The 14,741-nt window shown below is 41.5% G+C and carries 14 protein-coding genes; 13 read left to right on the top strand and 1 reads right to left on the bottom strand.

Annotation, left to right across the window (positions count from 1 at the left end; all coding sequences use genetic code 11):
* The first annotated feature begins 188 nt into the window (after positions 1-188).
* The 8 genes from dnaJ (at position 189) to EJ103_RS17475 (ending at position 7,371) form a co-directional block, all read left to right on the top strand.
* Positions 189-1,331, top strand: coding sequence for a molecular chaperone DnaJ (gene dnaJ, locus EJ103_RS17510; RefSeq protein WP_024031901.1), 1,143 nt, complete (start codon positions 189-191; stop codon positions 1,329-1,331).
* A 302-nt stretch (positions 1,332-1,633) separates the two neighbouring features.
* Positions 1,634-2,095 carry a Cys-tRNA(Pro) deacylase gene (ybaK, locus tag EJ103_RS17505; protein WP_126009016.1) on the top strand — a complete coding sequence of 154 codons (462 nt, stop codon included), beginning with the start codon at positions 1,634-1,636 and terminating at the stop codon, positions 2,093-2,095.
* Positions 2,096-2,215: 120 nt separating this feature from the next.
* Complete coding sequence (locus EJ103_RS17500) at positions 2,216-2,620, top strand: DUF1761 domain-containing protein (protein ID WP_004588719.1); 405 nt, start codon at positions 2,216-2,218, stop codon at positions 2,618-2,620.
* 52 nt (positions 2,621-2,672) lie between these two features.
* Positions 2,673-3,041 carry a response regulator gene (locus EJ103_RS17495; RefSeq protein ID WP_024031358.1) on the top strand — a complete coding sequence of 123 codons (369 nt, stop codon included), beginning with the start codon at positions 2,673-2,675 and terminating at the stop codon, positions 3,039-3,041.
* A gap of 156 nt (positions 3,042-3,197) precedes the next feature.
* A complete protein-coding gene (locus EJ103_RS17490; protein ID WP_004588717.1) occupies positions 3,198-3,449 on the top strand; it encodes a hypothetical protein in 252 nt (83 codons plus the stop codon).
* 186 nt (positions 3,450-3,635) lie between these two features.
* The gene (locus EJ103_RS17485) at positions 3,636-3,902 is read left to right on the top strand and encodes a hypothetical protein (RefSeq protein WP_004588716.1); all 267 of its coding nucleotides are present in this window, start codon (positions 3,636-3,638) and stop codon (positions 3,900-3,902) included.
* A gap of 171 nt (positions 3,903-4,073) precedes the next feature.
* Positions 4,074-5,798 carry an ATP-binding protein gene (locus EJ103_RS17480; protein WP_126009014.1) on the top strand — a complete coding sequence of 575 codons (1,725 nt, stop codon included), beginning with the start codon at positions 4,074-4,076 and terminating at the stop codon, positions 5,796-5,798.
* 154 nt (positions 5,799-5,952) lie between these two features.
* Positions 5,953-7,371 (top strand): coniferyl aldehyde dehydrogenase, encoded by a 1,419-nt coding sequence (locus tag EJ103_RS17475; protein WP_126009012.1) that lies wholly within the window; start codon positions 5,953-5,955, stop codon positions 7,369-7,371.
* A gap of 71 nt (positions 7,372-7,442) precedes the next feature.
* On the opposite strand, the gene EJ103_RS17470 is transcribed toward EJ103_RS17475, so the two are convergent.
* Positions 7,443-8,168: a tetratricopeptide repeat protein gene (locus tag EJ103_RS17470; protein WP_126009010.1), complete on the bottom strand. Its 726-nt coding sequence runs from the start codon at positions 8,166-8,168 to the stop codon at positions 7,443-7,445.
* Positions 8,169-8,764: 596 nt separating this feature from the next.
* Here EJ103_RS17470 and EJ103_RS17465 point away from each other — a divergent pair.
* From EJ103_RS17465 to EJ103_RS17445, 5 genes are all read left to right on the top strand, one after another.
* Complete coding sequence (locus EJ103_RS17465) at positions 8,765-9,625, top strand: DUF6279 family lipoprotein (RefSeq protein WP_126009008.1); 861 nt, start codon at positions 8,765-8,767, stop codon at positions 9,623-9,625.
* Positions 9,626-10,042: 417 nt separating this feature from the next.
* Positions 10,043-11,062 (top strand): XdhC/CoxI family protein, encoded by a 1,020-nt coding sequence (locus EJ103_RS17460; RefSeq protein WP_126009006.1) that lies wholly within the window; start codon positions 10,043-10,045, stop codon positions 11,060-11,062.
* 1 nt (position 11,063) lies between these two features.
* Entirely contained in the window at positions 11,064-11,672 is a 609-nt protein-coding gene (locus EJ103_RS17455; RefSeq protein WP_126009004.1) for a nucleotidyltransferase family protein, read from the top strand.
* Between the two features lie 194 nt (positions 11,673-11,866).
* Positions 11,867-12,355 carry a (2Fe-2S)-binding protein gene (locus tag EJ103_RS17450; protein WP_126009002.1) on the top strand — a complete coding sequence of 163 codons (489 nt, stop codon included), beginning with the start codon at positions 11,867-11,869 and terminating at the stop codon, positions 12,353-12,355.
* Positions 12,356-12,367: 12 nt separating this feature from the next.
* Positions 12,368-14,659, top strand: a complete 2,292-nt coding sequence (locus EJ103_RS17445; protein WP_126009001.1) for a molybdopterin cofactor-binding domain-containing protein — start codon at positions 12,368-12,370, stop codon at positions 14,657-14,659.
* Positions 14,660-14,741 lie beyond the last annotated feature (82 nt).

Below are 14,741 nucleotides of genomic sequence, written 5' to 3'. Positions count from 1 at the left end.
TTCTAACTAGCCTAAACAACATGATTTGCTCAAGTTTTTAGGGTAGGATGAACTTTTGAGGCGCGCAGGCTACAGCTTGTCGCGCCTTTTGTATGTATTTAAGGTTTAAAATTTTCATGATAAATCGATGTGATTTATCGGTTTATCCCGCAGCCTAGCTGCAAATAGAAAAGAGTAGTGTGATAGATATGTCAAAACGCGATTATTACGAAGTTCTCGGCGTAAGCAAAGATGCAAGCGAGAGAGACATAAAAAAAGCGTATAAACGCTTAGCGATGAAATATCACCCAGATCGTACCGCCGGTGATAAAGATCTCGAAACTAAATTTAAAGAAGTAAAAGAAGCTTACGAGATTTTAACCGACGATCAAAAACGTCAAATGTATGACCAATACGGCCATGCTGCCTTTGAACAAGGCGGTGGCGGCGGTCACGGTGGCTTTGGCGGTGGTGGTCAAGGCGATTTTGGTGATATTTTTGGTGATGTGTTCGGTGACATTTTTGGTGGCGGTGGTGGCCGTCGTCAATCGCGTCAGCAACGTGGATCAGATTTACGTTACAACATGGACCTAAGCTTAGAAGAAGCGGTCCGTGGTAAAGAAGTAGAAATAAAAGTACCTACGTGGGTTAGCTGTAAGCCATGTGATGGTAGTGGTGCAAAAGCGGGCTCTAAGCCTAAAACATGTACTACGTGTCATGGTGCTGGCCAAGTACAAATGCGCCAAGGTTTCTTTGCTGTTCAACAAACGTGTCCAACGTGTCAGGGCCAAGGTCAGATTATTTCAGACCCATGTGATAAGTGTCACGGCCAAGGGCGTGTTGAGAAAACGAAAACGTTGTCAGTTAAAATTCCAGCAGGCGTAGACACAGGCGATCGTATTCGTTTAACCGGTGAAGGCGAAGCGGGTATGCACGGAGCGCCAGCTGGCGACTTATACGTGCAAGTATCTGTACGCGAACACCCAATTTTTGTACGCGATGCGAATAACTTGTACTGCGAAGTGCCAATTAGCTTTACTACCGCAGGTTTAGGTGGCGAAATTGAAGTGCCTACGCTTGATGGCCGTGCAAAACTTAAAATACCGTCTGAAACACAAACGGGCAAAATGTTCCGTATGCGTGGCAAAGGTGTTAAATCGGTTCGTAGTGGTGCTCAAGGCGACTTAATTTGTAAAGTGGTGATTGAAACGCCAGTTAACTTAAACGAGCGTCAACGCGAGTTACTTAAAGAGTTAGACGAGAGCATGGGCAAAGATAGCTCAAAAAACCGTCCTAAAGAGCAAGGTTTTTTTGACGGCGTTAAAAAGTTTTTTGACGATTTAACTAAGTAATTAGTTATCGTAAAAACTAAAAAAAACGGTGCTTGATGCACCGTTTTTTTTGGCTCAAATTCATGTTTTTTTAACCATATTACTGGGCACGACTTAGCAATATTATAAAGTGCGTATACTCAATCGATTGATTCACTGAGCTATTTTGTTGCCTTGTGCAATTGACCCACATTGCTTTACCCTTTGTACCTATACCCTCGTCAATAAAAGGCTTTTTACGTATCTGCTATTAAGTTACTCTTCAAAATGATTAACCCTTATTGTAGATTAATAATGCGCTTAAAATAATGTGACTAAATTGTATGACCCCGGCAATAGAATTACTGAAAAAACAAAATGTGCCTCACGATGTACTTAGTTATCAACACGATGCTAATACAACACGTTATGGCCAAGAAGCCGTTGAAAAGTTAAACCTTAATAGTGAGCAGGTATTCAAAACCCTCGTGCTTGAAACCAATGAAGGGCAGTTAATTGTTGCCGTTACACCGGTATCCCAGAAAGTAAATTTAAAGCAATTGGCCAAACTGAGTCACGCTAAAAAGGTCGCAATGGCAAGCGCGCCAAAGGTACAAGCCGCCACGGGGTACATTTTAGGAGGGGTTAGCCCACTTGGGCAAAAAAAGCGACTAACCACTTTTATTCATTCAAGCGCTATGGCCTTTAAAACAGTGTATGTAAGTGCAGGTAAGCGAGGGCTTGAGGTAGCGCTATCGCCAATCGATTTAAAGGTACAAACATGTGCCACCTATGGCGATTTTTAAAAATCTCCACAAAAACCAACACACCCTAAACCGCAAATTTTAAAGGCGATAATTTGCTGCTTAGGGTATTTTTAACTACAGTCAAAATACCCTTGTACACTATGCATTATGGCAGTATGTATGAATTTTACTGATGTTAATTTTTTTGCCGTGCTTGTGGCGGCGCTTTCCTCTTTTATGCTTGGCGGTATTTGGTACTCAAACGCTTTTTTTAAAAATGCCTGGTTAGAGTGTACAGGCCTTACGGAGCTTGATTTACAAACAGCAAAACCGGCGTTAATTTTTGGCGGCAGTATGGTACTTGCACTTTTGTCGGCAGTGGTGCTTTCATTATTTTTAGGTAAAGAGGCCGGAATGGGAGAGGGCGCCTTTACAGGTTTTGCCATCGGTTTGTTTTGGGTAGGTAGCTCGCTGGGGCTCAGTTACATTTATGAGCAGCGGCCAATCAAGTTATTTATAATTAATGCAGGGTATTACACATTACAATTTACATTAATGGGTTTTATTATAGGTGTATGGCCCTAAGTACGCTAAATAAGGCGCCACCTTTAAGCGCTAAAATACAATAAAGATAAATATGAAAATATTAGTCGTTGATGATATGCCACTTATGCGCCACGTATTAATTAACATGCTAAGGCAGCTTGATTACAAAAATGTTGTAGAGGCAACTGACGGCCAACAGGCATTAAAAATACTGCGTCAGCAAAAATTTGATTTAGTAATAACCGACCTACACATGCCTAAAGTAGACGGTGTAAACTTGCTCGATAACATACGCCACGACCAAGCCTTAGTCGATTTACCTGTTATTATGGTCACGTGCGAAGATAACGCTGATACAGTAAAACAAGTTATTAAAGCAAAAGTGTCGGGGTTTATTATTAAACCATTTAATATGAATGTGTTATCAGCGCAATTAAACCGTTTGTTTTTTAGAGATTAGCGAAACGCTTTTATGGCGTTTTATATCGTACCTATTATTTAATCCCCTGTGTTTTCTCCACTGCTTATTAGGCAGTTTACCTAGCTTCTGTAACGTTTTTATTTATTAACTGCTAAAATGCCTGCTTTGTATCAATGTAGGCATGTTAAGGAGTGTATGGCTAAGCCAAATAAAAAAGGGCCGACTAAAACAGTCGATATTTTTTGCTCTGCTTGCAAAGCGGCGCTGTTTAAATATAGAAAAGGTGGCAAAGGCGCTTTAGTAAAGTGTTTTATAGAGCGAATAACCCAAGATTACACAACTACACCGTGTATTTGCCCCCAATGCGAGCGCCCATTTGCGCGCCCAGCAATCATACGCGGTACACCAGCTTATAAAATAATTGGCGGTAAGGTTACCTTTAAATAACCCAATACGTTTAAAAATGTAATAACTACAAAAGCTTAGATTTGCTGCTTAGTAAGGCGGACAATTGACCTTGTACCAATAAACAAGCCTGATATACTCGCCCGGTTTTGCTGTTTCAATGATTGAAAAACACCCTCCCCAAGGATAGGGCCAGTTAGTTGGGTTTTTTAAGCAAAGGATAAACGTGTGATAGCACTGTTATTTGATATTGTAGGTATGGCGGGTACTTTCTTAGTTGTTGGTGCATTCTTTTTATTACAACTTAATAAAGCATCCCCAACGGGGTTATTGTACAACATAATGAATTTAACAGGGGCAATTTTGCTGTTAATCAGTTTGTGTTACAACTTTAACCTTGCAAGCTTTGTAATTGAGATTTTCTGGATTGCAGCTTCACTGATCGGCTTATACAAGTACGCTAAAAATAAGCCTCAATTAGCCACTAACTCGTAATTTTAGTACCGCTAATGATGTTTACTGTTGCGAGTCAGTACAGACTTGCAGCAGTTTATAAATAAATTAAGATTTATTGTATTTGTTAACACAAAGTTTCTGTTGTTAGCGCCCATAACCCGTTAAACTAGCGCCCTTAAATTTTATAGCTATTTTGTTGTGAGCTAGGGCATGTTCTCCTTTTCTAAAAAACTTCTTTTATCTTTTGTTGTACTGATAGTGCTATTGTCGGTCGTGTTTTGCTATGGCCGAACTCATTATTATAATCAGGCCGAGCAAAAAGCAGCCCAGCAAGCAACTCAGTTAAAGCATTATATTGATGCTGAGCTTGCGCGTTTTTCAAAAATTCCTCAGCTTCTTACCTATAACAATGAGGTTATTGATTTTTTAGGTGCGGCGCAAAATAACGAAAAAAAGATTAATAACTACTTAGCTGATATACAACAAGCCAGTGGTGCCTCAGATATTTATATTCTTGATGAACAAGGCGCTGTGATTGCAAGCAGTAACTGGCAGGCCGATCATAACTTTTTAGGCAGCGATCTGTCGTTTAGACCGTATTTTAAGCGCGCATTTGCAGGTGAAAAAGTAGCGTATTTTGCCCTAGGCATGCGTACAAAAGAGCGAGGCATCTATTTTTCACAAGCCATTTATAACAATAATCAAGCGGTAGGGGTCGTTGTTTTAAAAGTCAATGTGAACAAATTTGAAAGTGACCGTGAGCTTTTAAATACCGCCAAAGGCAGCCACTTTTATGTGCAGCTAGAAGATAGCGTGATTGCTATTTCAGATATGGAAAATTGGCGCCTGAATACGTTTTCTACCCTTGATATTACTCATCGTCGAGACATCGCTCAGCGTCGAGCGTATTTAGATTATCAACCTAAGCTGATTGCCCATTCAAATTACACATCACAAAGGTTACTGTTTAGCACAATTGATGAGCATAATTATTTATCGGTAGAGCAAAAATTACGCTTTTTGAACGCATCGGTTACCGTATTAGTAAATGTATCTAATGCTAATATTGCCCAATTACCGGCGTTATTTGGCTTTGTGGTAATTTATGCGCTTATTATTGCCCTAGGGTATGTTGTCTTAAGGCGCTTTGTTGGCGTTAAAAAGCTGGTTTATTCCCATCACAGTGTCAGTCAGGAAATTAGTGCACGTACTAATGCTTTTAAAGCACAGCAAGATGCGCTTGTACAATCAACTAAGCTTGCAACAATTGGCCAGCTTAGCATGGGCTTTAACCACGAAATTAATCACCCGCTTAATACCATTAATACTTACTTAGCCAGTGCTAAACGCTTGCTAGCTAAAGGAAAGTTTGAAGCCCTAAACGAAAATTTACAGTTTGTTGAAGCCTTAGTAGCAAGAGTGCATAAGATAGTTGCACAGCTAAATTATTTTTCTGATTCTGCAAAAACGATTATTAGCGAAGTGCCATTAAATGAATCAGTAGCCAAGGCAATTGAGATTAATAAAAACCAGCTAAAGCAGGACAATATAAGTGTTTTACCGCCTAAAATTGACAGCCAATTAAACGTGTTAGCAGATAAAGCGGCCCTTGAAGAAGTGTTAGTTAACTTAATATCGAATGCCAGCCAAGCAATGCAAGGGTGTATTACTCGCGAGTTGAGTATCAGTGCAAATTATCTAAATAATAGTGTGCAACTGTGTATTGAAGATACTGGTCCGGGTATAGAAGTGCACGATATAGAGACTATTTTTGAGCCTTTTTACAGTACTAAATCGGTTGATGGGCTAGGGCTTGGGTTGTGTATTTCTAAGCAAATTATTAGCGCGCTTAATGGCACGCTAAGCGCACAGAACCGCGAGCAAGGCGGCGCTAAATTTATTATTACGCTGCCTTGTGAGCCGCTAACGAGCTAAATAAAAGTAATTTAAGGGCTAAATTATTGAGCGAGTAGTGATTAATTGTGGCTATTTGTTCCTACAAAAACGGTAATTTTTAGATAGTTAGTGTTATTGCTCGAAAATCAGAACGGCGTTATAGTCGTAGCAAAATGATACACGAGTAGCACCTTTGGATACTGATAGCACACACACACCGTCACTCAGCGATACGTTTAATGAGCTGCAAAATAGCTTTTTAGCCCAGACGTACCTCCCGATAGATAAGCGTATCGTATTATTAAAAACGTTGCACAAACGCATTGTTAGTAATGAACAAGCGCTTATCGATGCAGCATCAAAAGACTTTGGCTACAGAACCGCGTTCGATACGTTACTTGGCGATATTCTGCCAACGGTTCAGGGCTTAGCGCACATTATTAAAAAATTGCCAAAATGGGCAAAACCCAGTAAGCGCTCAACTAGCTTAAGTTTGTGGCCATCAAAAGTGAGTGTGACTTACCAGCCACTTGGTGTAGTTGGCGTGATTGCACCATGGAATTACCCCATACAATTGGCATTAGTGCCTGTTATTACCGCCATTACTGCGGGTAATAGAGTTATGCTTAAGCTCAGCGAGTTTACCCCGCATACTAATGCAGTCATCGAAAAAATATTTGCAGACGAGCTACAAGCGCATTGTAAAGTGGTATTAGGGGCAAGCGATGTAGCGAGTAAGTTTTCTGCACTGCCATTTGCACATCTGCTGTTTACTGGCTCAACGTCAGTGGGCAAGCTGGTTATGAAAGCAGCCAGCGAAAATTTAACTCCTGTTACCTTAGAGCTTGGTGGTAAGTCGCCGGTGATCATTACTGAACAAGCTAATATTAAAAAAGCAGCGCAAACATTATTGTTTGGTAAAATGGCTAATGCGGGGCAAATTTGTGTAGCCCCAGATTATGTATTTGTACCTAAGGCCCTTGAGCATCAGCTGGTGCAGCAATTGTGCGAGCTTTATAAAAAGCACTTTAAAGACGGGGTTGAAGGCAAAAACTTAACGTCAATTATTAGCGATGCGCATTACACTCGCTTAGAAGGGTATTTAACACAAGCACAACATTTAGGTGCGCAAGTTATTAAGCCGCTAGATCAAAACCAACAAGACAAACAAAAGCATAGAATGGGTTTGCATATTGTTACCGCACCTAGCGATGATATGACGTTAATGCAAGATGAGTTATTTGGCCCCATTTTGCCTATTAAAACCTACGAAAAGCTCGATGAGGCAATTAGCTACATAAAAGCGCATAATCACCCTTTAGCGCTATATATTTTAGGCCAAGATAAGCACGCTCAAGATTACATCATGGAGCAAACATTAAGTGGTACAGTTGCTGTAAACGATGCCTTAGTGCAGGTGACAGCAGACGATGTGCCATTTGGTGGCGTTGGGCATTCAGGAATGGGGCATTATCATGGTAAAGAAGGGTTTTTAACCTTTAGTCATGCAAAAAACACCTTGGTGTCTAGCACGTTTAACCCGCGTACCGCGCTTTTACTCAAACAGAGCAACCTTATTATTAAGTTGCTTAAATTTTTATATATTAAGTAAATTGGTATAAAAAAGGGCAAATGCGAGATGCATTTGCCCTTGTTAAACACTTAGGTTTAGCTAGGCGCAAATTAAAATAAGCGACCTTCACCGGCGTACGTGCCTGCGAGTATTTTTTCGTAGATTTTGTCGGCTTTTTCTTTTGCTTCTTCTATTTCTTTGGGTAGCATTTTACGCTCATCTAGCTTACGGCTATGGCTTGCTTGCATGTTGCCGTTGTATTCTGCAATGGTGTTCCACACATACGACTTCTCTAAGTCTTTTGGCATGCCTAGGCCTTCAAAATACATGAGCGCCAGATTAAATTGCGCCAGTGAGTAGTTATTAGCAGCGGCTTTTTCGTACCACATTCTGGCTTGTTTATAATCGCGCGTTACGCCCTCGCCATTTGCATACATAACACCTAAATTAAATTGTGCGGCGGGGAGGTTTTTTTTCGCTGCTTTTTCAAATAACGTAACCGCCATTTGCTTATCAAGCTTTACGCCTTTGCCTTCATCGTATAATACCGCTAGCGCAAACATTGAGTCAGCGTGATTTTTTTTAACGCCTTCTTTATAAAGCTCTGCCGCTTTAAAGTAGTCGCGTGTAACACCATAGCCGCCCTCGTAAAGTTTACCTAGTTCGTAAATGCCAGGGGCAAAGCCTTTATCAGCTAAATATACAAATTCTTTTAGTGCCGTCGCAAACTCGCCTTCGTTGGCAGCTCTTATACCGTCTTCAAGAGTTGCATGTGCAAATGGGCTTGAAAGCAAAACGCCAGTAAGTATTAATGCTTTTAAATTAAACTGTGACATAGCCATGTCTCCAATAGGTAATAGTTGCAATGTGTATGTATAAAAACCTGTTTTATTGCAACACTTTGTACTTACTATTTAATAGCCACGTATAAAATGGTGCAAGTGCTTGCGGTTAAGTGAAATACTAACGCTTTGGTGATTATATGCTCGTTTAACACTTAGCCAAGCTGTTGTGGTAATTATAGCTTAAATAAGCAATTATATTGCTAATAATGCGCTGTTTATAAGCGTAAGATACAGATATTACAGAAAATTTAAAGCAGTAAAAAAGCGCAAGCCAAGGCCTGCGCTTTTAATGTCATATTAACCGTCACTAATATGAGCAATGTAGCAAGTAGAGATGAACTTTTATGCTATTACTTGGGTCGAGTAAATAATAGCCATTAAGCAGTCACGCGCTTAAAACAAAATGTCAGCATCCATGCTGTATTTCTTCCTTGGGCACTGAGGTCGTTACACTTTGTTTATGCGATTAATTATTATTTAGATTTGGCGGTGTGTCAACAGTAAATAATAATTATTATCAATTAAAATAAATTAACATCTTTGCGTATTATGTGAGAGTTTGAGAGAAAGCGTTAGTTGAGGATTTCATGTTTAAAATAAAAAATATAAAAGTTTCGCGCGTAGCCATTGCGCTCAGTCTGCTCTTTTTGTGTAGTTGTTCGGCTTCGTTTACTTATAATAACCTAACGTGGCTTTCATCGTTTTGGGTAGATGACTACATTGACCTAAATAAGCAGCAAAACAAGCAACTCAAAAGTATTATTAACACAACCCAGCAGTGGCATCGCACCACGCAATTACCCGCCTACAAGCAAGATATCCTAAATTTAAAAGTGTTATTTAATCAGCAGTTAGACTATCAGCAACTAAAGTCGCAAGTGGTATTGGCCAGAGCTTATTTTCAAAACATTCTTGAACACGCGCATATACCGCTCGCGCAGTTAGGGCTTACGCTCTCTTATGCGCAGCGCGAAGAGCTTATTGCTAATATCCAAACGCAAATTAACGAAGAATACGAAGAGTTTACTGAATTAACAGCGCAGGAGCGCAAAAGCGAGCGCCTAGAAAGACAGCTTGATTACTACAAACAATGGCTAGGAAAGTTAACCCCTGTGCAAACGCAGCTTATTACCCAAGCTAACAATGCTCATTATGACTCTTCATTGCTTTGGCATCAGTACAAGCAAACGCGTTTAAATGCAGCGCAGCAAGTACTTTTAAATAAAGCGCTCAGTGAGGCTGAATTTGTAAAACAATTAAGCTATGTAATTACACAGCGAGAAGCGTATATGAGCGAAGAATTATTAGCCAGTAATGATGCAAACTTAGCGCTCTATGTAAACCTACTTATTGAGCTAAATACCACATTGAGTGAGCAGCAACGCGAGAGTGTAAATGATGAGTTTGATGAGCTAATTAATACGCTCACCGATTTAATTGAAGATTAATGCTTATTTGAGCCAAGGCTCACATTAGCCAAAAAGCTAACGTATTGTTTGCTAATTAAGCATGTGTAACTTTTTATAATTTATACGCTTATTAAGGAAGTTAGGGCGTGGCGTACTGCGGTGGATGAATTTACAGCAGGGCGTTTGGTTTTTAGTCAGGGCAAAGCCTTTGAAGGCGATTTAATTGCACCTAGAGTGAAAAATTTCAATCCACATAGGTCACCTCGCCCTCGATAAATGCTAAGATAATATTTCATATTTAATAACGTCCTATCTGATCGATTTTAAAATATATCACGTACGCTTCTCACTTATTTGTTGCTTGATTATCCTCGTTATATCTAACAAATGAAGCAAAGCGACACCTTGGTGATAATTAAAACGCGCGCATATTAAGGTTTGTAATGGCTGCAGTTTATGGTTACTGATTTAAAAGGAATGCTCAATACGTGGTATCCGCTTCGTGATGAACAACAATGGGTGCTAGCAACCTTGTACCAAATTGAAGGGTCTAGCTATCGAAAATTGGGCGCGATGATGCTTATTTCGAGCCTTGGCCAGCGCTTAGGCATGCTTTCGGGTGGCTGTTTAGAGGCTGATATTCAGCGCCATGCCAAACAGGTTATGACCACATTACATTCTAAAACTATTACCTATGATGCAACCGATGAAGACGACTTAACATTTCAGCTAGGAATTGGCTGTGGTGGTGTGGTGCATATTATTTTGCAAAGCGTTAATAGTGAAAACGAATACTTACAACTAGATAGCATGTTTAATGCGCTTAAAAATAAGCAATCCGGGCACTACACACAGCAAATTAAACCTTTAGTGGCAAAGGGGTCTGGGGTTTTTAAAACCGTGGCGCAGCAGCACAACTTATCTTTAAACCGCAAAGCAGCGCTTTTAGAGCAAGATAAAGTCCAACGTTTAGAAGTGGCTATTTACCCCAGCGCACATTTATTAATTGTCGGTGGTGGCGCTGATGCGATACCGGTATACGCGTTTGCTAAACAACTCGGGTGGACGGTAAGTGTATGGGATAGCCGAGCTGCAAATGCTAAAAGAGACTACTTTAAGCAGGCCGATAATATTTTGCGTTGCCCAGCTGCGCAGCTTAAACAATTTTGCGAACAGCACAAAGTGGATGCCGCTGTTTTAATGGCCCACAGTGTAGACCTTGACTCACAGGCGTTAGCCGCACTTGAGCAAAGCCAACTAAAGTACATGGGGTTACTGGGGCCAGCACATCGCCGAGCGCAAGTGTTTGAACATGCAAATACAAAGGTAAATAAGGTAGTAGCGCCTGTATTTGGTCCTGTTGGGCTTAATTTGGGAGGCGACTCGCCAGAGAGCATAGCTTTGTCGCTCATTAGCGAAATTCATGCGGTATTTGCTAATAAAGATGCTACATCGTTAAGTAATTGGGGCAACTAAGGTGCGCGTAGCAAAGGTTATTTTGGCCGCTGGGCAATCGTCGCGCTTTAACGGCTGTAAGCTTATAGCCGATGTAGGTAATAAACCAATGATTTGCCGCGCCGTAGATACCTTACAAGGTGATGACACATTACCCATATACGTTATTAGCGGTGCTTGGCATGCGCAAATTGAACACGCGTTACGTGGCTATAAAAATGTTGAAATACTGCATAACCCACACTGGCAAATAGGCTTAGGAAAATCCATTGCGCTGGCAACACACACTATAAGTAAGGCGCACTCATTAGAGGGGATTTTATTTATGCTGGCGGATCAGGTTGAGCTTAGTGCTACACACATAAATACTTTAATTACTCATTTTAACAACAACCCCTCGCGCTGGTGTGCTGATTATGGCGAGCGCCTTGGCGTACCTGCTGTATTTCCTGCCTCTGATTTTAAAACTCTAGCAGCGCTAAATTGCGATAAAGGCGCTCAACATTTACTGCGCGATACACAGGTTGACGTTAATACCATTTTACTTAAGCAGGCAAGCACAGATATCGACACTCAACAGCAATTAAAGCAGTTTATTAATAATAACAACAACCTAACTGTAAGCGAATAAACTAAAAAATATAGCCTAAACTTTAGGTTAAACGTTCAAAACGAGATTAAATTTTTAACAGTTATGCCAGCGCGCATTTAAAATGTGCGCTGCAATGCAAAGCGTAATAGTTTCAACGTACGGTGGTATAAAAAGTAACGTGTATGGGTCATGCGTTACTTTAATTTTATTTAGGCTTAATCAAGGGGCAAGCTATGGTGACGTTTACAGTTAATGGCAAAGAGGTTAAATCGCAAGCAAGTGCAGATACACCTTTGCTGTGGGTTATTCGTGATGAAGTAGGGTTAAAAGGAACTAAGTTTGGTTGTGGTATTGCTATGTGCGGTGCATGCACGGTGCACCTAGACGGACAAGCAACGCGCTCGTGTGTATTACCCGTGGGCGCAGTGGCAGGAAAAAACATTACGACCATTGAAGGACTTAACAACGCGCATCCGCTGCAAAAAGCGTGGGTCGATGAGCAAGTGCCTCAGTGCGGTTACTGTCAATCGGGGCAAATTATGCAAGCAGCTACGTTATTAGCAGACAATCCAAATCCAACAGATCAAGAAATAGTAAATCATATGAATGGCAACTACTGCCGCTGTATGGCGTACAAGCGTATTAAATCGGCTATACAACGTGCAGCTGATGAATCGCAAAGTGCAGTACAAATGTTTAACCCCAAAGAGCTAGACGTGTAACTGGAGCCGACAATGAAAAAACTATTTCAAAAAAATACCGAAACCGTAGACTTAAACCGTCGCTCTTTTATGATTAGTACAGCAACTGCTGGCCTGGTTATGGCATTTGCTCCGGCTTTATTTTCAGGTGAACTTAGCGCCAAAGAGTCGATTGCACAACAATCGTTTTCACCCACAATTTGGTGGACTATGAACCAGCAAGGTGAAGTAGTCGTTAGTATTGCCAAAGCTGAAATGGGCCAACACGTAGGCACCGCCTTAGCGCGTATTGTGGCAGATGAGCTTGAGTGCGACTGGGATAAAGTATCAATCACGTATGTAGATACGCACGAAAAGTGGGGCTACATGGTTACAGGTGGTTCATGGTCGGTGTTTCAAAGCTTTAAGCCGCTTTCACAAGCCGGCGCTGCGGGGCGTATAGCCCTTATAGATGCAGGGGCTAATATGCTTGGGGTTAAACCTGAGCAGTGCCACGCTAGTAAAGGGCGCATAATTGCTGGCGATAAATCGCTCAGTTATGCCGATATTGTTAAAAATGGTGAGTTTAACCGTACATTTAGCAGTGAAGAAGTTGCAAAACTGCCGTTAAAGCCTGCCAACAAGCGCCACTTAACGGGTTTAAAACAAGACTTTAAAGCGCTTGATATTCCCGCAAAAACAAATGGTACTGCCGTATACGCCATAGATGTAGAGCTTGAAGGCATGGTGTATGCGCGCCCTGTGATCCCACCAACACGTTATGGTAGTGAAGTGACACAGGTGGACGATAGCGCTGCAAAAGCAATAAAAGGCTATAAAGGGTTTGAGATTTTAAACGACCCGAGTAATACCGTACAAGGCTGGGTGGTGGTTTTAGCTGACAATTACCCCAGTGCTATTAAAGCGGTAGATGCGCTAAAAGTAACCTATAAAAAAGGGCAAACAGCTAATGTTACAGAGGCCGATATTCAATCCCTCGGCGAAAAATTATGTAACGATAGCAACGCTGGCACCTTATTTGTTAATGAAGGTGATACCACTAAAATGCAGGCTGAGGCAACGCAGTCGCTTGAGTCACTGTACACCACAGCAACAGCAAGCCATTATCAATTAGAGCCGCTTAACGCGGTGGCAGAGTTTAAACAAGACAAGTGGATTATCCATACCGGTAATCAGTGGCAGTCTTTAACACTACCTGCATTGGCCAAGGCGTTAGAGGTTGAACAAAATAACGTTATTATTCGCCCTTATTATTTAGGCGGTGGATTTGGGCGTCGCTTGTTTGGTGATTGGACTGTGCCTGCAGCATTAACAGCGAAAGCGATTGGCAAACCCGTAAAACTGGTATTTACGCGCGCTGACGATAGCTTATTTGATCAATCACGCTCTGCCTCTACAGCTAAATTAACAGCTTCGTTTAATGAAAATGGCAAGCTTAGTGCAATGGAGCATGCTTTTGCAGCAGGCTGGCCAACAAAAGCAATGGCACCTGGCTTCTTATCACCAGGGGTTGATGGCAAAGGTAAGTTTGATGCATTTTCAGCCTCTGGAGCCGATCACTGGTACAGCATGGATAACCACCGTGCCCGCGCAATTAATAACGAATTAGCGCAAAGCACATTTACCCCAGGTTGGCTTCGCTCGGTAGGCCCTGGCTGGATAGCATGGAGCCTAGAGTCTTTTATCGACGAAATAGCGCACAAACAAGGGATTGATCCGGTTGAGTTTCGTTTATCAATGCTCGACGGCAAAGGTAAACAAGCAGGTAAAGCCCCTGAAAGCGTAGGCGGAGCGCTGCGCTTAAATGCGGTACTTAAAAAAGTGTCAGCGAAGGTCGCAAATGTTAAGCTGGGTGAAAATGAAGGCATTGGTTTTTCAGTAAGTTCAGGCCAAGAGCGTAATATGCCAGCGTGGATTGCCACAGCAGCCCATGTGCACGTAAATAAAAGCGATGGCAAAATTACGCTTAAAAAGCTTTACGCCGTGGTAGATGCAGGTTTAATTGTTCACCCAGATGGTGCACTAGCCCAGCTTGAAGGTTCGTTACTGTGGGGCACAAGCCTTGCGTTACATGAATCAAATAATTACCAAAACGGACAAGTAGCAGCCACTAACTTTAACACTTACTTGCCACTTAGAATGCAAGATGTGCCCGATATGGACATAGAGTTTGTACAAAGTGATGAGTTTCCAATGGGCTTAGGTGAGCCAGGAGTAATTGGGGTTGCGCCAGCTATTGGAAATGCGGTATTTAATGCAGTTGGTGTACGGTTACGTAATTTACCCATGAAACCCAATGAGCTTAAAGCAGGTCTTTCGGCCTAGTTAAGTGCTAACAAAGCGCGTAAGGCACAGGCTTTACGCGCTTTGAACTTAGCGATGAATTATTAAAATGTTAAAGGCTTTT

The sequence above is a fragment of the Pseudoalteromonas sp. Xi13 genome (assembly GCF_003952205.1).
GTDB classification, from domain to species: domain Bacteria; phylum Pseudomonadota; class Gammaproteobacteria; order Enterobacterales; family Alteromonadaceae; genus Pseudoalteromonas; species Pseudoalteromonas atlantica.
Note: the sequence above shows the minus strand (reverse complement) of the source record. Positions and strands in the feature narration are given on the sequence as shown.